Origin of the sequence: Bacillus sp. SDLI1 (assembly GCF_001553895.1) — a bacterium.
Lineage (GTDB): Bacteria > Bacillota > Bacilli > Bacillales > Bacillaceae > Bacillus > Bacillus siamensis.
The window spans coordinates 3,230,001-3,250,690 of record NZ_CP013950.1; the positions used below are offsets into that span (position 1 = coordinate 3,230,001).

25 protein-coding genes and 5 tRNA genes (1 of these 30 only partly in view) are annotated in these 20,690 nt (G+C 46.8%); 20 read left to right on the forward strand and 10 right to left on the reverse strand.

The window, feature by feature from the left end:
• The 5 genes from AUL54_RS15785 to AUL54_RS15805 all read left to right on the forward strand — a co-directional run.
• A tRNA-Gly gene (locus tag AUL54_RS15785) sits at positions 1-5 on the forward strand; it begins 69 nt to the left of the window's first position.
• A gap of 15 nt (positions 6-20) precedes the next feature.
• A tRNA-Ile gene (locus tag AUL54_RS15790) sits at positions 21-97 on the forward strand.
• Between the two features lie 9 nt (positions 98-106).
• Positions 107-181: transfer RNA gene (locus tag AUL54_RS15795), tRNA-Asn, on the forward strand.
• Positions 182-184: 3 nt separating this feature from the next.
• A tRNA-Ser gene (locus AUL54_RS15800) sits at positions 185-275 on the forward strand.
• A 3-nt stretch (positions 276-278) separates the two neighbouring features.
• Positions 279-350: transfer RNA gene (locus AUL54_RS15805), tRNA-Glu, on the forward strand.
• A 34-nt stretch (positions 351-384) separates the two neighbouring features.
• Here AUL54_RS15805 and AUL54_RS15810 read toward each other — a convergent pair.
• Positions 385-855, reverse strand: coding sequence for a TspO/MBR family protein (locus tag AUL54_RS15810; RefSeq protein WP_060965116.1), 471 nt, complete (start codon positions 853-855; stop codon positions 385-387).
• A gap of 133 nt (positions 856-988) precedes the next feature.
• A complete protein-coding gene (locus tag AUL54_RS15815; RefSeq protein WP_016938461.1) occupies positions 989-1,708 on the reverse strand; it encodes a TraR/DksA C4-type zinc finger protein in 720 nt (239 codons plus the stop codon).
• Between the two features lie 284 nt (positions 1,709-1,992).
• On the opposite strand from AUL54_RS15815, the gene AUL54_RS15820 reads away from it, so the two are divergent.
• The 6 genes from AUL54_RS15820 (at position 1,993) to menC (ending at position 9,493) form a co-directional block, all read left to right on the forward strand.
• Entirely contained in the window at positions 1,993-3,408 is a 1,416-nt protein-coding gene (locus AUL54_RS15820) for an isochorismate synthase (RefSeq protein ID WP_060964475.1), read from the forward strand.
• Complete coding sequence (menD, locus tag AUL54_RS15825; RefSeq protein ID WP_060964476.1) at positions 3,405-5,141, forward strand: 2-succinyl-5-enolpyruvyl-6-hydroxy-3-cyclohexene-1-carboxylic-acid synthase; 1,737 nt, start codon at positions 3,405-3,407, stop codon at positions 5,139-5,141. Before AUL54_RS15820 ends, menD begins: the two co-directional genes overlap by 4 nt.
• Positions 5,129-5,953: a 2-succinyl-6-hydroxy-2,4-cyclohexadiene-1-carboxylate synthase gene (menH, locus tag AUL54_RS15830; protein ID WP_060964477.1), complete on the forward strand. Its 825-nt coding sequence runs from the start codon at positions 5,129-5,131 to the stop codon at positions 5,951-5,953. The genes menD and menH overlap by 13 nt, the downstream gene beginning before the upstream one ends.
• 58 nt (positions 5,954-6,011) lie before the next feature.
• Positions 6,012-6,830, forward strand: coding sequence for a 1,4-dihydroxy-2-naphthoyl-CoA synthase (gene menB, locus AUL54_RS15835; protein ID WP_007408846.1), 819 nt, complete (start codon positions 6,012-6,014; stop codon positions 6,828-6,830).
• 87 nt (positions 6,831-6,917) lie between these two features.
• Entirely contained in the window at positions 6,918-8,381 is a 1,464-nt protein-coding gene (locus AUL54_RS15840) for an o-succinylbenzoate--CoA ligase (protein WP_060964478.1), read from the forward strand.
• Positions 8,378-9,493 carry an o-succinylbenzoate synthase gene (gene menC / locus AUL54_RS15845; RefSeq protein WP_047476776.1) on the forward strand — a complete coding sequence of 372 codons (1,116 nt, stop codon included), beginning with the start codon at positions 8,378-8,380 and terminating at the stop codon, positions 9,491-9,493. The genes AUL54_RS15840 and menC overlap by 4 nt, the downstream gene beginning before the upstream one ends.
• Before the next feature lie 323 nt (positions 9,494-9,816).
• Here the strand turns inward: menC and AUL54_RS20840 are convergent, their stop codons facing one another.
• The 3 genes from AUL54_RS20840 to AUL54_RS15860 are packed head-to-tail and all read right to left on the reverse strand — an operon-like array spanning position 9,817 to position 12,430.
• Complete coding sequence (locus AUL54_RS20840) at positions 9,817-9,978, reverse strand: DUF1540 domain-containing protein (protein ID WP_016938469.1); 162 nt, start codon at positions 9,976-9,978, stop codon at positions 9,817-9,819.
• 58 nt (positions 9,979-10,036) lie between these two features.
• Entirely contained in the window at positions 10,037-11,077 is a 1,041-nt protein-coding gene (locus AUL54_RS15855; protein WP_060964480.1) for a cytochrome d ubiquinol oxidase subunit II, read from the reverse strand.
• A 21-nt stretch (positions 11,078-11,098) separates the two neighbouring features.
• Positions 11,099-12,430 (reverse strand): cytochrome ubiquinol oxidase subunit I, encoded by a 1,332-nt coding sequence (locus tag AUL54_RS15860; RefSeq protein WP_060965117.1) that lies wholly within the window; start codon positions 12,428-12,430, stop codon positions 11,099-11,101.
• A gap of 195 nt (positions 12,431-12,625) precedes the next feature.
• On the opposite strand from AUL54_RS15860, the gene AUL54_RS15865 reads away from it, so the two are divergent.
• Positions 12,626-12,874, forward strand: coding sequence for a type B 50S ribosomal protein L31 (locus tag AUL54_RS15865; protein ID WP_003152229.1), 249 nt, complete (start codon positions 12,626-12,628; stop codon positions 12,872-12,874).
• A 127-nt stretch (positions 12,875-13,001) separates the two neighbouring features.
• Positions 13,002-13,571, forward strand: coding sequence for a beta-class carbonic anhydrase (locus AUL54_RS15870; protein ID WP_016938473.1), 570 nt, complete (start codon positions 13,002-13,004; stop codon positions 13,569-13,571).
• Here AUL54_RS15870 and yidD read toward each other — a convergent pair.
• Positions 13,568-13,795, reverse strand: a complete 228-nt coding sequence (yidD, locus tag AUL54_RS15875) for a membrane protein insertion efficiency factor YidD (RefSeq protein ID WP_016938474.1) — start codon at positions 13,793-13,795, stop codon at positions 13,568-13,570. The genes AUL54_RS15870 and yidD overlap by 4 nt on opposite strands.
• A gap of 124 nt (positions 13,796-13,919) precedes the next feature.
• Between yidD and AUL54_RS15880 the strand changes: the two genes are divergently transcribed.
• On the forward strand, positions 13,920-14,393 hold the full coding sequence (locus tag AUL54_RS15880; protein WP_003152237.1) for an S-ribosylhomocysteine lyase: 474 nt from the start codon (positions 13,920-13,922) through the stop codon (positions 14,391-14,393).
• A gap of 114 nt (positions 14,394-14,507) precedes the next feature.
• Positions 14,508-14,951: a FixH family protein gene (locus AUL54_RS15885; RefSeq protein WP_060964481.1), complete on the forward strand. Its 444-nt coding sequence runs from the start codon at positions 14,508-14,510 to the stop codon at positions 14,949-14,951.
• Here AUL54_RS15885 and ytzI read toward each other — a convergent pair.
• Positions 14,948-15,097, reverse strand: a complete 150-nt coding sequence (gene ytzI / locus AUL54_RS15890; RefSeq protein ID WP_060964482.1) for a YtzI protein — start codon at positions 15,095-15,097, stop codon at positions 14,948-14,950. The genes AUL54_RS15885 and ytzI overlap by 4 nt on opposite strands.
• A gap of 124 nt (positions 15,098-15,221) precedes the next feature.
• Here ytzI and AUL54_RS15895 point away from each other — a divergent pair, with 124 nt between their 5' ends.
• The 3 genes from AUL54_RS15895 (at position 15,222) to ytkD (ending at position 16,825) form a co-directional block, all read left to right on the forward strand.
• Positions 15,222-15,659, forward strand: a complete 438-nt coding sequence (locus tag AUL54_RS15895) for a Dps family protein (protein WP_003152242.1) — start codon at positions 15,222-15,224, stop codon at positions 15,657-15,659.
• A 149-nt stretch (positions 15,660-15,808) separates the two neighbouring features.
• Positions 15,809-16,213 (forward strand): phage holin family protein, encoded by a 405-nt coding sequence (locus AUL54_RS15900; protein ID WP_060964483.1) that lies wholly within the window; start codon positions 15,809-15,811, stop codon positions 16,211-16,213.
• Between the two features lie 132 nt (positions 16,214-16,345).
• Positions 16,346-16,825, forward strand: a complete 480-nt coding sequence (gene ytkD, locus AUL54_RS15905) for an RNA deprotection pyrophosphohydrolase (RefSeq protein WP_016938479.1) — start codon at positions 16,346-16,348, stop codon at positions 16,823-16,825.
• 34 nt (positions 16,826-16,859) lie between these two features.
• Here the strand turns inward: ytkD and AUL54_RS15910 are convergent, their stop codons facing one another.
• The 3 genes from AUL54_RS15910 to AUL54_RS15920 are packed head-to-tail and all read right to left on the reverse strand — an operon-like array spanning position 16,860 to position 19,445.
• Positions 16,860-17,672, reverse strand: a complete 813-nt coding sequence (locus tag AUL54_RS15910; RefSeq protein ID WP_060964484.1) for an ABC transporter permease — start codon at positions 17,670-17,672, stop codon at positions 16,860-16,862.
• Entirely contained in the window at positions 17,647-18,429 is a 783-nt protein-coding gene (locus tag AUL54_RS15915; RefSeq protein WP_060964485.1) for an ABC transporter ATP-binding protein, read from the reverse strand. Before AUL54_RS15915 ends, AUL54_RS15910 begins: the two co-directional genes overlap by 26 nt.
• An 11-nt stretch (positions 18,430-18,440) precedes the next feature.
• Positions 18,441-19,445, reverse strand: a complete 1,005-nt coding sequence (locus tag AUL54_RS15920; protein ID WP_060964486.1) for an ABC transporter substrate-binding protein — start codon at positions 19,443-19,445, stop codon at positions 18,441-18,443.
• Positions 19,446-19,584: 139 nt separating this feature from the next.
• Here AUL54_RS15920 and AUL54_RS15925 point away from each other — a divergent pair, with 139 nt between their 5' ends.
• Entirely contained in the window at positions 19,585-20,358 is a 774-nt protein-coding gene (locus AUL54_RS15925) for an alpha/beta hydrolase family protein (protein ID WP_060964487.1), read from the forward strand.
• 57 nt (positions 20,359-20,415) lie between these two features.
• A complete protein-coding gene (locus AUL54_RS15930) occupies positions 20,416-20,658 on the forward strand; it encodes a DUF2584 domain-containing protein (protein WP_003152249.1) in 243 nt (80 codons plus the stop codon).
• Positions 20,659-20,690 lie beyond the last annotated feature (32 nt).

The window sequence follows — 20,690 nt, forward strand, 5'->3', positions numbered from 1 at the left end:
CTCCATTTTTATATTGTCGTGGGCCTGTAGCTCAGCTGGTTAGAGCGCACGCCTGATAAGCGTGAGGTCGGTGGTTCGAGTCCACTCAGGCCCACCATGATAATTTTCCACAGTAGCTCAGTGGTAGAGCTATCGGCTGTTAACCGATCGGTCGCAGGTTCGAATCCTGCCTGTGGAGCCATATGGAGAAGTACTCAAGTGGCTGAAGAGGCGCCCCTGCTAAGGGTGTAGGTCGTGTAAGCGGCGCGAGGGTTCAAATCCCTCCTTCTCCGCCATAAGGCCCGTTGGTCAAGCGGTTAAGACACCGCCCTTTCACGGCGGTAACACGGGTTCGAATCCCGTACGGGTCATTAAAAAACCTTGCATAGTATGCAAGGTTTTTTATTATGAGTTCATAGTGTAAATGGTAAAAGACAGGTATGTGGCAAAAGCGCTCCATAATAAATAAGGAACCAAAAGCCAGGCTGAAGCTTTGCTGTATTTACCGGCAATCATCAATAGAATGAGTGTTGTAACGGCTACAAGCAGGCAATCGATAGATGCGGCAAGCAAATTTTTCTGTGTGAATTGAAAAAAGCTGAAGCCTTGATTCGCGATATAATTGATGAGAAGCATCAACCAGAAAGCTTTGGATTCTTTACATGAGAACTTTACGTATACCAAGGCTGCTGACAGGGAGATAAGCGCAAACAAAACCGCCCATATGATGCCTATCACTGATCCGCTCGGCGTCCAGTCAGGTTTTTGAAGCGCGTCGTACCATTCCCGATCTACGGGAAAGAGAAACCCCGCTAAGGAAAACAGGGCATATGTAATGATAAATACAATGATCGCACCGATATACTTCTTTTTCATCTCTTCCCTCCATTGTTCAATGTCATTCCCGATTTTGGAAAGGTCAAACCTTTTTGAGAGCCATGCACCATTAAGTGTATGAGTTTCCATTGCAAAAATACAACAAATGTAAAAACCCCGGTAAGCCGGGGTTTTAGTCAGCATGAAGATCGCCGAAAGTCGTCATAATTCCTTCTTCGTCCAGTTCCTGTTCATATTTTTCGTGGTCTCTGCTTGGATACACGGAAATGTTTTTTCCGGTAATATCTGTGGCGATAAAATTTTCATAATCCTCAACATAGCCGATGTTTTCTTCTGAGTTCATTGTCATATCGTTGTAGCTGAGAGGCGGAACCTCTAAATCTTGAGGTGTTTCTGAGTTTCCGTATTCCTCTACATCCTGATATGAGTCTTCACTATCGTAAGGCGGCCGTATTGATTCATCATCATCAAATTCAAACTGTCCGAACGGTGTTTCCTCTTCAATCGGCCTGTCTTTAGAAACGGCATCCTGAGAGGAATATTCCGCCAAGGTGGTAGCCGTCGGCAGAGCTTCCAGTCTGTCATAAGGGATTTCCTTGCCGCTGACTTCACAAATACCGTATGTGCCGTTTTCAATTTGTTTCAGGGAGTAATCAATGTCGCGAAGATGCTCCCGTTCATGGTCGAGGAGCGCCAGATCTTTTTCACGCTCGTATAATTCAGTCGCCTGATCGCCGGGATGATTGTCATAGGAAGACAATTCGCCGGATGACTGATACGGGAATTCATCTGTTAATTGAAATTGGTCATTTTCTTTAAAACGGCTTAAGATATCATGTTTGGCTTCTTCGAGTTCTTTTTTCAAGTGTGTGATCTGTTCGTTTGTAAGCACATCATTCCCTCGTTTCTATGTGATGCTTATGACTGTTAGTATGAACGTTTTTGTGCAGAAAAATGGTGGATAAAAATGGTCGTTTTCCCACAGTAAAGTAAAGGATACAGTGATTGCCGAGAGTGGGGAAAGAAAATTCAAGTTTGTTTCTTTATTCATTTGCGCAAAAAGGTTTATAATAAGAAATGCAGGCATTTTGTCGTGCGCAAATCTGTGTGTTTGACACAAAGTCATCACAGGTGTATTGTATTAAAAGCATTTAACGGATTATGGAGGAATGTCTCATGGTGACAACGGTGCAGCATACGTTCCGAGAGGAAGCAGATCATGCATTACATAAAGCCAAACAAGTCAACCATGCTGTCTTATTGAGCTATTCAAGACGTATTGCGTCTTTAGACCCTCTATCATTTTTCAAAGACGGAGCAAAAAAATATAAAGGCAAACGATTTTTTTGGTCAGAACCCGGTAGTGAATTAACAATAGTCGGTCTTGGCACAGAAGCGCTGTTCCAATCGAATGAAAAAAACGAAAAACGTTATCAAGACGTTTTTGAACAATGGGAGCGCTTTAAAAAGACGGCTTATCATATTCATGAAGAAGAAGAGGCGGCGCATACCGCGGTCGGCCCTGTCTTATTCGGCGGTTTTTCATTTAATCCCGCTGAAGAAAGAGGAGACGAATGGGATGGGTTCGAAGAAGGACTGTTCTTTATTCCCTCACTCATGCTGACACAGACGGCGGATGGTGATTATTTAACCGTCAATCAATGGGCGGCAGACGGCAATCAGGCAGAAGATGTGCTGAAACGTTTGAAATCTTTTTCTGAAGCTTTTACAGTTTCTTCAATGACATATGAGGAATATCCTGATTTAACAAAAGCGGAAGAACTTGATGTAGAAAACTGGCTTGACGCCATTAAAACAGCAACAAATGATATGAAAGCAAATCAGTATGATAAAGTCGTGCTGGCAAGGGAAGTCGTTTTGTCATATGGCGGGCCAATTCCGGCAGAAAGCGTTATCCGCAAGCTTTTGACAGATCAAACGACAAGCTATGTTTTTGCGATTGAGCAGGGAAATAAATGCTTTGTCGGCGCTTCACCGGAACGGCTGATCAAAAAATCCGGCAAAGACGTCATGTCCTCTTGTCTGGCAGGTTCAATTAAGCGCGGAGAAAGTCAGGAAGAAGATGACCGTCTCGGCGAAGAATTGCTGCATGACGAAAAAAACCTGGCGGAGCATGATTTTGTGGTTCAGATGATAAACGATGCTTTTTTATCGAGCTGCAGTGATGTGAAAAAGCCTGCAGGTCCGCAATTATATAAAACAAAAAGTGTGCAGCATCTGTATACACCGATCACCGGCCGCCTTAAAACGTCCGCTTCGCTGTTTGATTTAATTGAAAAGCTGCATCCCACACCGGCATTGGGCGGAGCGCCCCAGCAGAAAGCTGTTGATGTTATCGCTGAAATTGAACCGATGACACGCGGGTGGTACGCGGCGCCGATCGGCTGGATGGACGGCAGGGAAAACGGAGAATTTGTCGTGGCCATCCGATCAGGATTGATTGAAGACAAAAGGGCGCGCCTTTTCGCAGGCTGCGGCATTGTTGAAGATTCAGATCCGCAATCAGAATATGAAGAAACACAAATTAAACTAAAGCCGATGATCTCTGCTTTAGGAGGTGAAAGGCTTTGACAAACCCGATTACACATTATATCGGAAGCTTTATTGATGAATTCGCTCTTTCGGGTGTAACCGACGCGGTCGTTTGTCCCGGATCAAGGTCGACTCCGCTGGCGGTTTTGGCAGCAGCCCACCCGGATATTCAAGTCCATATACAAATTGATGAACGATCCGCAGGTTTTTTCGCACTCGGCCTTGCAAAAGCCCGTCAGCGTCCGGTCATGCTGATTTGTACGTCAGGAACGGCAGCGGCTAACTTCTATCCGGCCGTGATTGAGGCTCATTATTCAAGAGTGCCTCTCATTGTCCTGACTGCTGACCGGCCCCATGAATTAAGGGAAGTAGGGGCGCCTCAGGCGATTAACCAGCATTTTCTGTTCGGTAACTTTGTTAAGTTTTTCACAGACTCGGCTCTTCCCGAGGAAAATCCTCAAATGCTGAGTTATATCAGAACTTTGGCCGGCAGAGCCGCAAGTGAAGCGGGGAAGCAGCCGATGGGACCGGTGCATGTCAATGTGCCGCTCAGGGAGCCTTTGATGCCTGATTTGTCAGCCCGGCCTTTTGAAAGAATGAGAGCAGATCGGCATGTCTCTGTCACAACAGGGATTCAGTCTGCCGATCCGGCCTCATTGCGTCATATTACAGAGCGTCTTGTGAATACCGAAAAGGGTATGATCGTTTGCGGCGAAATTCACGGAGAAGCAGAAAAACAGCAGATCCTCGCGCTTGCCGAGATGCTTCAATTCCCGATTTTGGCTGATCCGCTTTCAAATCTGCGAAACGGAAAGCATGATAAGGCGCTGATCATTGATGCTTATGACTCGTTCTTAAGAGATGAGGAGATAAAAGAAGTGCTGCGTCCCGAAGCTGTGATTCGCTTCGGTCCGATGCCGGTTTCCAAACCGCTCTTTGTATGGCTCAGGGATGATCCGGCCATTGAGCAGTTTATCGTCGATGAAGACGGAGGGTGGAGAGATCCCACTCAGGCCGGCGCGCATATGATTCATTGCCATCCGTCGGTGTTTTTGGAAGCGGTCCGTTCAGTTGAAACGGGAAGACGGCCGTCCGGATGGCTGGAAAAATGGCAGTTTGTCAATGAACGGTTCCGCGGCCATTTACAGCATGCGGGCATGGATAATTTGTCATTCGAAGGAAATGTATATCGCCACCTTCAGCACCTTGTTCCTGAAGACAGTTCGATTTTTGTCGGCAACAGCATGCCGATTCGCGATGTGGATACTTTCTTTGAAAAGCAAGATCGTTCCTTCCGCGTCTATGCCAACCGCGGCGCTAACGGAATTGACGGAGTTGTCTCCTCGGCTATGGGCGTATGTGAGGGAACAAAAGCTCCCGTCACGCTTGTGATTGGAGATTTATCGTTTTACCATGATTTAAACGGGCTGTTAGCGGCTAAAAAACTTGGAATTCCGCTTACCGTTATTTTAATAAATAATGATGGCGGCGGGATTTTCTCATTTTTGCCGCAGGCATCTGATAAAACTCATTTTGAAGAACTGTTCGGTACGCCGACGGGCCTTGATTTCCGGCATGCCGCAGCGCTGTATGGCGGGACGTATACTTGCCCTGAGACATGGGAAGCATTTAAGGATGCGTATCAGCCGCAGGCGGACAAGCCCGGACTTCATATTATCGAGCTGAAAACAGATCGGACATCAAGAGTTCAATTCCATCGCGATCTGCTGCAGGCCGCAGTGCGGGAAGTGAAAAAAGAATGGAGACTGTAACTGTCAAAATGGCTGACGGCGTGTGCTACCGGGTGAATGATACCGGTGACCGCTCGTCTGAAGCAATTGTTTGTCTGCACGGATTTACGGGCAGTAAAGAATCATGGATGTTTCTGCGCGAGATGTTTCCCGGCAAGCGAATGGTGCTGATTGACTGCCTGGGTCATGGGGAGACAGACGCGCCTGTGCAAGCGGCAAGGTACAGTACGGGCCGGCAGGTTGCGGACCTTGCCGCCGTTTTTGATCAATTAAAACTTCACAAAGTGAAACTTATTGGTTATTCTATGGGGGGAAGACTTGCGTATTCCTTTGCACAGGCATTTCCGCATCGGGTGTCAGCGCTTGTTTTGGAAAGCTCTACTCCGGGTCTCAGCACGCTTCAGGAACGCAAAAAGCGGATTCAGTCAGACCGGAAGCTTGCTGACTTTATATTGAAGGAAGGCATAACATCGTTTGTCGATTATTGGGAGGGCATTCCGTTGTTTGCCACACAGCTTTCTCTGCCGGACAGCGTAAAGGCGTCCATCCGTGCCGGCAGGCTGAAAAATAATCCGTCCGGACTTGCAGGCAGTCTGCTCGGAATGGGGACGGGTTCGCAGCCTTCCTGGTGGGATGCTTTAGACCGCATCAAGGCGCCCGTTCTGCTCATATGCGGTGAATGGGACGAAAAGTTTTGCGTGATTAATCAAAAGGTGCATAACCTGCTCCCATCAAGTAAAATAGAGGTTGTCAAACAGGCGGGGCACACGGTACATGTGGAACAGCCGCGAATTTTTGGTAAGATAGTAAGTGAGTTTTTATACGGCTTGTAAAGCATAAAGAAAATAGCTTTTCGGCCGGACTCAGGCAAAAATGAAGGAGGTCATATCAATGGCTGCAGAATGGAAAAGTGAACGTCAGTACGATGAAATCCTGTACGAGACGTATAACGGTATTGCAAAAATAACAATTAACCGCCCGGAGGTACATAACGCATTTACTCCTAAGACGGTATCAGAAATGATTGACGCGTTTGCTCGTGCGCGTGATGACTCCAATATTGGTGTCATCGTTCTTGCGGGAGCGGGAGATAAAGCATTCTGTTCAGGCGGAGACCAAAAAGTCCGCGGTCACGGCGGATATGTCGGAGACGATCAGATCCCGCGTCTGAACGTGCTTGATCTTCAGCGTTTGATCCGCGTTATTCCTAAACCGGTCGTAGCGATGGTATCAGGCTATGCCATCGGCGGAGGCCATGTGCTTCATATCGTCTGTGATTTAACGATTGCGGCTGATAACGCGATTTTCGGCCAAACCGGACCGAAAGTGGGAAGCTTTGATGCCGGTTACGGCTCAGGTTACCTGGCGCGTATCGTCGGACATAAGAAAGCCCGTGAAATCTGGTATCTGTGCCGTCAATACAATGCGCAGGAAGCGCTCGACATGGGTCTTGTCAATACGGTTGTCCCATTAGAGAAACTTGAAGAAGAAACTATTAAATGGTGTGAGGAAATGCTTGAGAAAAGCCCTACAGCCCTTCGTTTCCTTAAAGCGGCATTTAACGCAGATACAGACGGTCTCGCCGGAATTCAGCAATTTGCGGGAGATGCAACACTTCTTTATTACACGACAGACGAAGCGAAAGAAGGCCGCGATTCCTTTAAAGAAAAACGCAGTCCGGATTTCGGTCAGTTCCCTCGTTTTCCGTGATCAGATGACACTACGAAACAGCTTGAGCCGCTCTGGTCCAAGCTGTTTTCTTTTCAAACACAGTACTTTTACCTCGGAGATGATAACATGCTGACAGAACAGCCAAATTGGCTCATTCAAAGGGCTCAGCTGACACCTGAGAGAATCGCTCTCATATTTGAAAACAAACAGATGACATTCAGAGAATTGTATCATGCTTCTGAACAAATGGCCGCGAGGCTGTCCGAATACTGCAAGCTTAAAAAAGGAGACCGTGTCGCGATTTTGCTTTCTAACCGACCGGAAATGGTTTATGCCGTCCACGCCTGCTTCTTATTAGGAGCGGAAGCGGTGCTGTTAAATACGAAGCTCTCAAAACAGGAACGGCTGTTTCAGCTCGAAGATTCAGAGGCGAAGCTTTTATTGACGGAAGACGGTTTTTGCCGCGAAGATTATGAATCTGCAGTCGCTGTCGCAGATGTGGACGAGCTGCAGGCTGAAAAGGCGGGTGACTTGGAGCCGGAAGCTTATGTAACGCTTGATGATACAGCGACTCTTATGTATACGTCAGGAACAACGGGAAGGCCGAAGGGGGTGCAGCAGACCTTCGGAAACCATTATTCCAGCGCTGTATCGTCTGCGCTGAATCTGGGGGTCACGGAGCGGGACCGCTGGCTTATTGCGCTGCCGCTGTTTCATATCAGCGGCCTGTCTGCACTGTTTAAGTCGGTCATTTACGGTATGCCCGTCGTGCTGCACCGAAAATTTTCAGTTACTGATGTGCTTGCCAGCATCAGCTCCCACCGGGTCACGATCATATCAGCGGTGCAGACAATGCTTTCAGGCCTGCTTGCGGAAACCGAACAATGTCCGGAATCATTGCGGTGTATTCTGCTTGGCGGAGGGCCGGCCCCGCTGCCGCTCCTTGAAGAATGCCGAAGAAAGCAATTTCCGGTCTTCCAGTCTTACGGCTTGACCGAAACCTGCTCACAGATTGTCACGCTGTCACCTGAATTCAGCATGGAAAAGCTCGGCTCGGCCGGTAAACCGCTGTTTTCATGCGAGATCAGAATTGAAAAAGAAGGAAATCGCTGTACGCCGTTTGAACACGGTGAAATCACGGTAAAAGGCCCGAATGTGATGAAAGGGTACTATCATCGTGATGAAGCGAATCAGGCCGCTTTTCATAATGGCTGGTTTAAAACGGGTGATCTTGGCTATTTAGATGACGAAGGGTTTTTATATGTGCTGGACAGACGGTCGGACCTCATCATTTCAGGCGGAGAGAACATCTATCCGGCTGAAGTGGAAGCGGCGCTGCTTGCCCATCCGGCTGTAGCGGAAGCAGGTGTTTCAGGAGCCGAAGATCCAAAGTGGGGGAAAGTGCCGCATGCCTTTCTCGTGCTGACTTCTTCTGTCAGTGCAGAAGAGCTGGCCGCCTTTTGCCGTGAACGCCTTGCAAAATATAAAATACCGGCTGCTTTTTTCGCGGTTGACGAGCTCCCGCGGAATGCGTCCAATAAACTGATGAGACATCGGCTGAATGAGCTTCGTAAAGGAGAATTGTCATGATTAAGATAGAAAAAATCACCCTTTATCATGTAAGTATGAGGCTGAAAAAACCGTTTAAAACAAGTATTGAAACGCTGCAGGACCGCAAATTTTTGATCGTGGAGGCGATCGATGAAACCGGCAGAACCGGCTGGGGGGAGGTATCGGCGTTTTCTTCTCCTTGGTATACAGAAGAAACGATTCAGACATGCGCGCATATGCTGAGAGATTTTTTCATCCCAAATATCGTAGGCCGCGAGTTTTTCCATCCGTCAGAAGTGCCTGACAGTCTCGCGCGTTTCAAAGGAAACCGCATGGCAAAAGCGGGGCTCGAATCAGCCGTGTGGGATCTATATGCCAAGAAAAAGGGGATATCTCTCGCAGAAGCCTTAGGGGGCAAAAGAGATAAAGTGCCCGCCGGGGTCGTAGTTGGTCTTGCTTCGGATGATGTGATGCTTCGGGAAATTGAGCAATACGTAAAAGAAGGTTATCAACGTATAAAAATAAAAATTCAGCCCGGCCGTGACGTTGATTTGGTCAGAGCCATCCGCAGCCGTTTCCCGAACTTACCGCTGATGGCGGATGCCAACTCGGCATATGAACTGAAAGACATCAGCAGGCTGAAAGAATTGGATGAGTTCCAATTAATGATGATAGAACAGCCGCTTCAGGCAGATGATATTGTCGATCACCGCCACCTGCAAAAACATTTGAGAACGGCGATATGTCTTGATGAAAGTATATGCTCATTTGATGACGCGAGGCGGGCGATTGAGCTTGGAAGCTGTAAAATCATTAACATAAAACCGGCGCGTGTAGGAGGCCTGACAGAAGCTTTAAAAATACATGATTTATGCAGAGAGCATCACATGCCGGTATGGTGCGGCGGAATGTTCGAAACCGGTATTTCAAGAGCGCAGACAGTCGCGCTTGCTTCGCTGCCGCAATTTACGATACCGGGTGACATTTCCTCATCAGACCGATACTGGGAGGAGGATATCGTCACTCCTGACATCCGTATCGAAGAGGGATTTATCTCTGTTCCGGACGGTCCCGGACTGGGTGTCAGCGTGAATCAGGAAGTAATGAGAAAATACGTCACCCAAATGGACGTTTTCACAACAAACAGCTGATAAAACTTTATTTCAGTAAGTTGAGCACACTGTAAGCTGCTGTTATATTGAAACTGTTCAACATCACCCCTTCCCCGTTTGAACCGGCTGAAAAAGCCGGTTTTTTTAACAGGCGAATGTGATGATTTTTTTCAAGCAGTCTCAGCTTAACATCACAGGCGTTGCTTTCTGGCTGAGGCAAACATGTACATCTTGATAAAAAATTCTGTGCATGTCATGAATGCGATACTGATTGTACCGTCTGCCGCCGCCAATTTGCCGTTTCTGCCATGCTTCTCATCGGCGCGGAAATGAAAAAGAGCTGTATAAAAACAGCTCTTTTTTTATAAATCATACGGTTTAAAGGTTTTGCAATCGGTTTCTTCACTTTTTTCAGCGGTTTCGCCTGTATGGCTGACAACATAAATCGCGTCGGCCGTGCATTTGTTTCCTTTGCCCCAATAAGAGCAGTTATTGACTTCACACAGTATTTTTTGATGATCCATGCTGACTCTCCCTCCATGATAAAAGGTACGCCATTAGTATGAACCGCTCTGATTTCTGTTATTCCTCCTGGCGGATATAACGTCTGTCTTTCATAAAGAGCTTCCAGAAGAAATAAAACCCGGGAAACAAAATAATGAAAGCGACGATATACGTCATAAACAGCGCCCTGAAGGTTGCCGGCTCCGTAAATCCCGACATGACCGTAATATCGGGATAAATCATATAAGGAAGGTGAGCGCGTCCGTACGCATAGCTTGCCAGAAAATACTGCAGCGCAATGGCGATCATGGCGATTCTCGGTTTGCCGATGTTCTGGCCGAAGCGTTTATTTGGCAGAAACAGGGCCACACCGGCAATAATAAATGTAATGACAGACAGGATGAGCCATGTCTTGTCTTTCATCATCCCCGTATACAGCCAGCCGGCTTCAGAGCGTAATGTCACCATAATGAAGATGGCAAAAAGAAGAGACAGCGGGCCTGTTATTAAAGAGCTCCGTCTGTAGATGCGGTACGCATGCTCCTCTTCCGCAACATTTGAAAAGTCGGCCAGAAGCAGCGAAGATAAAAACAAAGTGGTTAAAATGGCAAAGCCGATAAATGTATACGCATTCAGGCTTGTAAAGACACTTGCCAAATTTAAGTGATACACTCCGCCCGTCTTCTCGATAAATCCCCCGTGTGTAACCGGAAGGACCAAAATCAGCACGGCAGGAATAATGAAACCTGAAATTCCGGAGATATATCGCATGATTTTTCTTTCTTTCGCCGTATTGGAGAAGACGAGAAAGCCGCTGCGGATCGCTAAAAGCAGCAGAATGATACTCCCCGGAATCAATAAAACGGTACCCAGCACGAAGGTTGCCCCGGGAAAGAAGCTGAAAAGGGCGACAACGATCGCGACGATAAAGACATTGGTCACTTCCCATGTCGGGGACAAATAACGGTTGGCGATGTTTGTCGCCTTTGTTTGTTCTTTATTTAAATAAATCATCGACCAAAAGCCGGCTCCGAAGTCCATCGTTGCCATGACCGCGTAGATAAACACGAAGCCCCATACGATTGATATCGCGATGAGAGCGTCCATGGTAATGTCCATTTCAATTCAGCCCTTTCTTTGTTAAGATTCCGCCGCTTTTACATCCTCCTCAACGGGATGTTTGCGGAAATAATAAAGCAGCACATAAATGACTGCGGCCGCCAAAATGGCGTAAACCACCGTAAACAGGATGAACAGCAAGCCGATTGAACCGGTTGTGGTAACGACATCTGATGTTTTCAGCAGATGATAAATCACCCATGGCTGCCGTCCCGTACAAGCGAATATCCACCCGAATTCAATTCCGATCAGACTGAGCGGTCCTGCACTTAAAAATAAAATCAAAAGCCAAGTCGGAAAGCTGTCTTTCTTTAAGATTTTTCTCCATACGATGCCGATGATGGAGTACAAAATGAGCAGCATTCCGATGCCGACCATTCCGTTAAACAGTGTATGGATGAATAAAGGCGGCCACTCGTCTTTCGGAAACGCGTTCAACCCTTTAACGACGGTATCAAAGCTGTTTGCAGCCAAAAAGCTTAAAGCCCACGGCACTTCTATTGCCCATTTTACTTTTTCTTCTTTTGCATCGGTAAAACCGCCGATCGCAAGCGGAGCGTGTGATCTTGTTTCGAACAGCCCTTCTGCGCCCGCAAGCTTTTCAGGCTGGTATTCGTAAAGAAGCTGAGCAGATTCGTGTCCGTTTAAAGAAGCAATAATGGAAAAGATTCCGCCGATCGTTAAAGCGAGCAGCAGCGCTTTTCGGTGAAACCGGTATATCTGCTCCTGTTTTCTCGTTCTCAGCATTTTATAAGCCGCTACAGAGGCGACGATAAATGCACCGGTCATGAAAGCCGTCAGAACGACATGGCCCGCGGTGGTGAAAAAGCTTGGATTAAAAAATGCGGCCCACGGTTCGACGTCAGTGATTTTGCCGTTTAAAATTTTAAAGCCGGCCGGCGTTCCTTCAAATGCGTGAACATTTGTAATTAAGACGGCAGATGCCGCGGCGCCGATCAAAACGAAAATAACCGCAATGATGCGCATCGCCGGAGTCAGCCGGTCAGCGGCATAGACATAAATGGACATAAACAGCGCTTCGATAAAGAAAGCATAAATTTCAATTTGAAACGGGAGTGACATCACTCTGCCGATGACTTCCATGAATCCGGGCCACAAAAGAGCAAGCTGTGTACCCGCGATCGTTCCGGTCGGTATCGCCACGCCAAGCAGGACCGCCTGCGCCTTTGTCCACCTTTTCGCCATAATGGCATAATGAGGATCTTTGGTTTTTTGATAAATCAATTCAGCCATTAAAATCATCAGAGGCAACCCGACACCAAGCGTCGCGAAAATAATATGAAAGCCCATGGTTGTCCCGAACAGGCTTCTGGCTAACACTAAATCATCCACGTCATAAACCGCCTTTCTTATTACCGTTTTATGTAATGTGGTTATATTATTTGCTGAAGCCATTAGATTATTCTTCTGATTCCATATATGGACAGGGTTTAGAAATCAAGGGATCGGGGCATATATGATTGACAAGCGCCTATTTAAGGTTTAGAATAAAACGTAATTATTACGATTTGAGAAAGGGAGATCAGCATGAAAAAAGATATTCATCCGGATAACCATCAAGTGATTTTTCAAGATGTGAACAGCGGCTACCGGTTTTTAAGCCATTCAACGAAAACGTCAGAGGAAACGGCAGAGTGGGAGGACGGAAAAACATACCCGCTGATTAAAGTAGAAGTCAGCTCAGATACGCATCCGTTTTATACAGGCCGCCAAAAGTTCAACGAAAAGGGCGGGAGAGTCGAACAGTTCAACAAAAAATACAATATGGGGAAATAAGACAAGCCCGAGGGGGGTTTGTCTTATTTATTGGGCCGTCTGTTACTTTGTGATCAGGTGCGGGTAGTGACGAAATGGCCCGCCTTATGTTATATTGTGAATAAAAAAGCAGAAAGGAAACACCACGATGAGTCTTCTAAACGATATCATGAATTTTAATGAGCAGTTCACTAAAAACAAAGATTATGAAAAATACCAAACATCTAAATTCCCGGATAAAAAGATGGCGATTTTATCCTGCATGGACACACGTCTTGTTGAATTGCTTCCCCATGCAATGAACATGCGAAACGGTGATGTGAAAATTATTAAAAGTGCCGGCGCGCTTGTCGCCCACCCGTTCGGAAGCATCATGCGCAGCCTTTTAGTGGCCGTATATGAATTAAACGCTGATGAAGTCTGCGTGATCGGCCATCATGATTGCGGCATGAGCAAAATCAACAGCGAGGATATGCTCGGTAAAATTATTGACCGCGGTATTCCGAAAGAGCGGATTGACATGCTGAAGCACTCAGGTGTTGATCTTGATCAATGGCTGAAAAGCTTTGATTCTGTAGAAGCGAGTGTGACAGACAGCGTAAACGTCATTAAACACCATCCGCTTTTCCCTGACAATGTGCCGGTGCATGGTCTGGTGATTGATCCTGAAACCGGTAAACTTGATCTGGTGATCGACGGCTACCAGCATATGGACTAATGCTTTTGTTTTTTTTCCGGTACGGGATCAACCCCGCCCGGATGAAACGGATGGCACTTTAAGATTCGCTTCAAGGTCAGCCATCCGCCTTTTAATGCGCCGTGAGTCCTGACGGCTTCGATTCCGTACTGAGAACATGTCGGATAGAAGCGGCATGACGGCGGCGTCAGCGGAGAGATGAACTTCTGGTATCCGCGGATTAACGCAATCATTATGGTTTTCATCAAAAAAACCACCTTTCTAATGCCAGTATAGAAAAAAAATTTCAGATTGAAAAGCTTCCGCCGCAATTCTTATCGGAAAACTGTGTTATAATGGATGCATATTCTGAAAAAAGGGAGTGCTATTATGCCTTCAGTAGAAAGCTTTGAGCTTGACCATAACGCGGTTGTGGCTCCGTATGTAAGACATTGCGGAGTGCATAAAGTCGGAACAGACGGCGTCGTGAATAAGTTTGACATCCGCTTCTGCCAGCCGAACAAACAGGCGATGAAGCCGGATACGATTCATACGCTTGAGCACTTGCTTGCGTTTACGATTCGCACACATTCTGAGAAATACGATCACTTCGACATCATAGATATTTCACCGATGGGCTGCCAGACAGGCTATTATCTTGTTGTGAGCGGCGAGCCGACAGCGGAAGAAATTGTCGACCTGCTTGACGCTACGCTGAAAGAAGCCATCGATATTACGGAGATCCCGGCAGCCAATGAAAAACAGTGCGGCCAGGCGAAACTTCATGATTTGGAAGGCGCGAAACGCCTGATGCGTTTCTGGCTGTCACAGGATAAAGAAGATTTGCTGAAAGTATTCGGATAAAAAACAGGCCTTTTTGCTGTCATGCAAAAAGGCTTTTTTACATATTTCTAAAAAATGTCACACCTTATGTGTAAGCGTTTGCTAAAATAGAAGCAAACATGAAGGAGTGATGGAATGAAACGGGCTGTATTGGCGGGTATGTGCGGTATGGTATTTCTTTTATCTTCTTGCGGAGGCAATGCGGACAAAACCTCCGCGGATGAAGAGCCGAAAGCGCTTGAAGTCAAGCTTACCGGACCGGAAACGGCAGAGCCGCATGAAAAAGCAGAATACAAGGCGGAGGTTTTTTACGGCGGTAAGCGGGTCACGGATGCGGATGAAGTCATGTTTGAAGTATGGAAAGAAGGAAAAAAAGGCAGCGGCAAAACAATCAAGGCCAAGGAGGAAAAAGGGGCGTATCATCTGCGGACTGAATTCGATGGAGAAGGTGTGTATACCGTTCAATCCCACGTAACGGCAAAACAGCAGCACAATATGCCGACTGTAAAAGTGCGTGTCGGGGATGCTGAAGCTGCCGATGATTCCTCCGGCCATGAGGAAAAGGCACAACATCATTAAGGTTTGTTTTTATCCGTCAATCCGTTTGATGTGTCCTGCGGCGGATCGATCGTATGCTTTACGTTATAGGCTCTTACAGTCGACCAGATGGATAAAAGCAGCACGGCAAGCACGATAAGAAAGCCAAGACTCAGAAGAAGCAGCATGAAATCCCTCCTTTTTAACAAATCATAACATATTTTCCATATGGAAAACCAAGGGCTAAAAATTTATGTTTTAACACACGATATATAGGGTATATCAATAGTAAACCAAAGGAGGAAGATTGGCATGTCAGAAAAACTATTGGAAGCAGTTAATAAACAAGTTGCAAACTGGACGGTCATGTATGTGAAATTACATAACTATCATTGGTACGTTAAAGGGAAGGACTTTTTCACATTGCATGAGAAATTCGAAGAGCTGTATAACGAAACGGCTACATATATTGATGACCTTGCAGAGCGTCTGCTGGCATTAAACGGCAAGCCGATCGGCACCATGACGGAATCATTGAAGACTGCTTCTATAAAAGAAGCGGAAGGCAATGAGAGCGCAGAACAAATGGTACAGAACATTTATGATGATTTCACTGTCATTGCAGAAGAGCTGAAAAGCGGAATGGATCTCGCAGATGAGGTCGGGGATGAAACGACCGGCGATATGCTGCTGGCCATTCACCAGAATATCGAAAAACATAACTGGATGCTCAAAGCGTATTTGGGATAATTAACAAGGGAAGACCGGGGCTTTAGAGCGTCCGGTCTTTTATTTGGCTGCCGAAGAGATGTTGTCCATTTTTCTGAAAAATCCAGACCGTTCCGTTCACTTTTCATAGAATAATGTAAGGCCGTTTCTGTGAAAGGATGTTGGATCATATGGGCAGAGACTTTGGCATCTTTTCGTTTTTTGCAGTGGTTGTGTCGGCAGCGGGATTTTTCTTTGGCGGTTTTCAGTATTCGTTTCTGATTTTGCTATCGGTCATGGCGATCGAATTTATCAGTACAAGCTTAAAAGAGTCTCTTTTGCATCAGCTGAGCCCAAAAAGGCTTTTTGCGCGGCTGGTCAAAAAAATTGTGACCCTGGCATTAGTCTCAGTTTGCCATTTTTTTGATCAGCTGCTTTATACCGAAGGCGCTATCCGTAATTTGGCTATCATGTTTTATATCTTATACGAATCGGTACAGATTGTGATCACGGCAAGCTCGCTGGGCATCCCGGTTCCGCAGGTGCTCGTCGATCTTTTGGACACCTTGAAAAATAAATTCAAGCGCAAACCGTAACATTTGCTTCAAACGAGGCTATACTAGCGGGTATGATGGTTTTCCTCTGAATTTTTGATAAAGGGCTTCCGAACAAACGCAACTGTGGTATGATGTATGGAAGATATGAAGGAACGGATTAGAGGGATAAACATGTACGAGTTTAAAGACTATTATCAGAATACTGTTCAGCTCTCCTTTGAACACCAGCCTTTTTCAGACAGCCCGAAGCACGTATGGGTCATATGCCGATATGGCGATAAATGGCTTTTGACTGAGCATGAAGACCGGGGGTTTGAATTTCCGGGCGGAAAAGTGGAGCCGATGGAATGTGCGGAGGAAGCGGCACTGCGCGAGGTGAAAGAAGAAACCGGCGCTGCAGTAAGACACCTTCAGTACGTCGGACAGTATAAAGTTCTCGGCAGGGAAAAGATAATCATTAAGAATATATATTTTGCCGATATTGAAAGGCTTGAAAAACAGGCTGATTATTTTGAAACGAAGGGGCCGGTGCTGTTCAGCGAACTGCCGGAGAATCTCCCGAGAAATAAAAAGTTCAGTTTCATCATGAAAGATTCAGTGCTTCCGATCAGCCTGAAAAAGCTGAAAGAGGACGGCGTATTTCAATCATAAAAACGGAGACCCGGCGATATCGCACGGGTCTTTTTTATATTTTTCCTTTCGTCCATTTTCTTTCTAACCATTCGACTCCCTGATACATCAGTGTCGCAAAAACCGCGATGATCAGAAGGCTTAAGAACACCAGAGTGAAATTGAAGACTTGGAAGCCGTAAATGATCATGTAGCCCAGGCCCTTTTCGGACACAAGAAACTCGCCGACAATGACCCCGACCCAGGATAAACCGACATTCACTTTAAGCGCAGAAACAATCGCGGGGGAGCACGCCGGCAAAATGACTTCTTTAAATATGATGCGCCTTTTCGCTCCGAAGGTTTTCATGACCTTAATATAATTCTCATCCACTTCCTGAAAAGCCGTAAAGACGACGATCGTCGTGATAATGACACTGATGACTGCACCCATGGCTACGATGCTTGTGAAACTCGGCCCGAGTGCGACGATAAGAATCGGCCCGAGTGCGACTTTCGGCATCGCGTTTAAAATGACGAGGTACGGGTCTAACACACGGGCGAGCCTGTTTGACCACCATAACAGAGCGGCGAGGCATGTGCCGAGAAGTGTGCCGAGCAAAAAGCCCAGAACGGTTTCTCCTAATGTAACGCCGATGTGGGCCGCAAGAGATCCGTCCGCGATCTTTTCCGCCAAGAGCCGGCAAACGGCAGAGGGTGAGCTGAAGATTAACGGATCGATCCAGCCTGCCTTGCTCGATATTTCCCACCCGGCAAAAAATACGATGAAAATAGCGGCCTGATACGCACGGATCCGGCGTTTTTCTTTTTGATGATTTTTCTTAAACTCCTGATGAAGCTGTTCAATCGTGCCGCTGCTGTTTTTCAAGGGAGTTCAGCTCCTTCCATATCGTTTGAAACAGCGGCTGAAAGGCCGGGTCCTGACGCGCGTCAAACGGATCTAAGGCCGCGAGCTCCTTGGGCACGGTGAAGATTTGATGGATGGTGCCCGGCTGATTCGAAAATAAATAGATCGTATCGCTCATGGCGATGGCTTCACCGATATCGTGGGTGACGAGCACGGCGGTTTTTTGAAAATCTTTTAATGTTTTGAAGACAAGGTTTTCTAAAGAAAGCTTCGTTTGAAAGTCCAGCGCGGAAAACGGCTCATCCAGAAGCAGCAGTCCCGGGTCCGGCGCAAGCGTTCGGGCAAGTGCAGCCCGCTGCCGCATTCCGCCTGACAGCTCTTTCGGATATTTGTTTTCGACGCCGATTAATCCGAGTTTAGGCAGAAGGCTGAGAACTTCAGCCCTTTTTTCTTCTGTTAATGTTTTGGAAATGTGTAAACCGAGCAGGACGTTTTCCTCAATTGATTTCCAAGGAAATAAATAATCCTGCTGAAGCATATAGCCGATTTGGTGTTCTTTATGGTTCGGCACGCTTCCTTCAATCAGCACTCGGCCTTGAGCGGGGGCGATAAGGCCGGCCAGAATGGACAGGAGGGTGGTTTTTCCGCATCCGCTCGGCCCGAGAAAGGAGATGAAATCCCCTTTTTCAATATGAAAATGTATATCTTTCACGGCGGTTGTTCTTTCTTTCAGCGAGAAATAAGTATGTGTCACATGATCCACTTGTAAAAAAGACATTCATGTTCCTCCTATTGTTCTGAGGTGGCTTTTTTGGCGATTTTTGTGTTGACGAGTTTGCTGTACGGAATATGTTTCGGGAGCTCTCCGGCTTCATCCATAATCGATTGGAGCTGTTCCCATTCATCCTCTTGCAGAACAGGGTTTGAAGAGAATGATTTTTGTTTTTTATAGCGTTCTATTGATGCTTCAATAATGGCCGGGTCGGTATCGGCAAATTCCTTTTGAATCGTTTTTGCGATGTCTTTGGCCGGGTGGCTTTCCACCCATTGCTGGGCGCGGTAAATGGCGCGGGTGAATTTTTCCGCCGTTTTTTCATTGTTTTTTAAATAGCTTTCTTTTGCCATAAAAGTTGTGTAAGGCACTTGGCCGGAAGCTTCTCCGAAGGATGCGACGATATGGCCGATGCCTTCTTTTTCAAATTGGGATGCCGTCGGTTCAAACAGCTGCACATAATCACCCGTTCCGGATGCGAATGCGTTGGAAATATTGGCGAAATCAATGTTTTGAACGAGGTTAATGTCTTTTTTCGGTTCTATGTGATTCTTTTTCAGGGCGTACTCACCGGCCATTTGGGGCATGCCGCCTTTTCGCTGGCCGAGAAATGTTTTTCCTTTTAAATCGCTCCATTTGAATGATTTCTCATCCTTCCGTGACACGAGAAATGTGCCGTCCGTCTGTGTCAGCTGCGCGAAGTTGATGACCGGATCTTTTGCTCCCTGCGCTTCCACGTAAATGGATGTTTCAGAACCGACCAGCGCGATATCAGACCCGTTTGACAAAAGCGATGTCATCGTTTTGTCTCCGCCCCATGTTGTTTGAAGTGACACTTGGAGCCCTTCTTTTTTAAAGAAACCTTTTGCTTCAGCGACATACAGAGGCGTATAGAAGATGGAGTGTGTGACTTCCGCCACCTTTACCTTCGTCAGACTTTCTTCCTGTCTGCAGGCCGGAAGAATGAGCAGGAAAAAGGCGCATATGACAAAAACGCAGCCCGTTTTGAGCCATTTGTTCACGGTGTAACCTCCTTGTTTTAAGCGTTAAAATAACCTTTTCTGCTTTACATATCGTATGATGGGTATAAAAAATGTGTGAGTGCCCATATTCACGTTGGGAAAGAATAAAAAAACTGATGATATAAGGAGGCTCATTGTTTTGCTGGCAGAAAAGAAAAGGTTCCCGTCTCCGAGTCCGCATGTCCGCCTCTTTGAGGTATGCTATGAGTCAGAAGGGCTGAAGGTAAAGGGGCTCCTTGCCGAGCCTGCTGAGCCGGGAACATATGACGGTTTTTTATATTTGCGCGGCGGCATAAAAAATGTCGGCATGGTACGCCCCGGAAGAATCGTTCAATTCGCTTCCCAAGGCTTTGTCGTGTTTGCGCCTTATTACAGAGGCAACCAGGGCGGCGAGGGAAATGAAGATTTTGCGGGAGAGGACAGAGAGGACGCGTTTTCCGCTTTCCGCCTGCTTCGGGAGCATCCGAACGTCAGGGAAGGGCGGGTGCATATTTTCGGTTTTTCCCGGGGCGGAATCATGGGGCTTTTGACCGCGATTGAAATGGGGCATCAAGCGGCTTCGCTCGTATCATGGGGCGGTGTGAGCGATATGGTGCTTACTTATGAAGAGCGGAAGGATATGCGGCGGATGATGAAGCGGGTGATCGGCGGCACGCCGAAAAAGGTGCCGGATGAATACAGATGGCGTTCGCCGTTTGAAAACGCAGACCGCATTCAGGCCCCTGTACTTCTCATCCATGGAGAGAATGATAAGAATGTTTCGATCGAACACGCCCGGATGATCGAGGACAAGCTGAAAGAGGCGGGGAAACCGGTGGAAACCTGGTATTACAGCGGTTTTACGCATTATTTTCCGCCGCAGGAAAACAGACGCATTGTCCGGCGGCTGGCGGAATGGATGAAGACACGGTAAGATGCCTGATTTATGATATGATAATAAAGAATAAGAGAATGAAAGGGGATTTTCATTTTGGGAATGCCTGTTGAATTTAATACCATGATTGTGACAAAAGGCAATGAAAAACGGATAGAGGAAAATATCTTTTTATTGGAGAAAGAGGGCTACCGCGTCTATCCTCTTGATATTCCGATGGACGTGCGCAAAACGAAAACCGGCGAGAAATCCGGCACCGGCGAGGTCCAAAAGCTCGAATGGGCGAACGGCCGGACAAGCATTACATACAGACTCACGTCGCTTCATTCGACAAACTGAAAAAACAAAAGCCGAGGGCATAAACGCCCTTG

Bases quoted from the DNA above. Each gene is read 5' to 3' on its own strand.
- AUL54_RS15810 (WP_060965116.1), bottom strand. From the start codon at position 855: ATGAAAAAGAAGTATATCGGTGCGATCATTGTATTTATCATTACATAT.
- AUL54_RS15820 (WP_060964475.1), top strand. From the start codon at position 1,993: ATGGTGACAACGGTGCAGCATACGTTCCGAGAGGAAGCAGATCATGCA.
- menH (WP_060964477.1), top strand. From the start codon at position 5,129: ATGGAGACTGTAACTGTCAAAATGGCTGACGGCGTGTGCTACCGGGTG.
- menB (WP_007408846.1), top strand. From the start codon at position 6,012: ATGGCTGCAGAATGGAAAAGTGAACGTCAGTACGATGAAATCCTGTAC.
- AUL54_RS15840 (WP_060964478.1), top strand. From the start codon at position 6,918: ATGCTGACAGAACAGCCAAATTGGCTCATTCAAAGGGCTCAGCTGACA.
- menC (WP_047476776.1), top strand. From the start codon at position 8,378: ATGATTAAGATAGAAAAAATCACCCTTTATCATGTAAGTATGAGGCTG.
- AUL54_RS20840 (WP_016938469.1), bottom strand. From the start codon at position 9,978: ATGGATCATCAAAAAATACTGTGTGAAGTCAATAACTGCTCTTATTGG.
- AUL54_RS15855 (WP_060964480.1), bottom strand. From the start codon at position 11,077: ATGGACATTACCATGGACGCTCTCATCGCGATATCAATCGTATGGGGC.
- AUL54_RS15865 (WP_003152229.1), top strand. From the start codon at position 12,626: ATGAAAAAAGATATTCATCCGGATAACCATCAAGTGATTTTTCAAGAT.
- AUL54_RS15870 (WP_016938473.1), top strand. From the start codon at position 13,002: ATGAGTCTTCTAAACGATATCATGAATTTTAATGAGCAGTTCACTAAA.
- yidD (WP_016938474.1), bottom strand. From the start codon at position 13,795: ATGAAAACCATAATGATTGCGTTAATCCGCGGATACCAGAAGTTCATC.
- AUL54_RS15880 (WP_003152237.1), top strand. From the start codon at position 13,920: ATGCCTTCAGTAGAAAGCTTTGAGCTTGACCATAACGCGGTTGTGGCT.
- AUL54_RS15885 (WP_060964481.1), top strand. From the start codon at position 14,508: ATGAAACGGGCTGTATTGGCGGGTATGTGCGGTATGGTATTTCTTTTA.
- ytzI (WP_060964482.1), bottom strand. From the start codon at position 15,097: ATGCTGCTTCTTCTGAGTCTTGGCTTTCTTATCGTGCTTGCCGTGCTG.
- AUL54_RS15895 (WP_003152242.1), top strand. From the start codon at position 15,222: ATGTCAGAAAAACTATTGGAAGCAGTTAATAAACAAGTTGCAAACTGG.
- AUL54_RS15900 (WP_060964483.1), top strand. From the start codon at position 15,809: ATGGGCAGAGACTTTGGCATCTTTTCGTTTTTTGCAGTGGTTGTGTCG.
- ytkD (WP_016938479.1), top strand. From the start codon at position 16,346: ATGTACGAGTTTAAAGACTATTATCAGAATACTGTTCAGCTCTCCTTT.
- AUL54_RS15915 (WP_060964485.1), bottom strand. From the start codon at position 18,429: ATGTCTTTTTTACAAGTGGATCATGTGACACATACTTATTTCTCGCTG.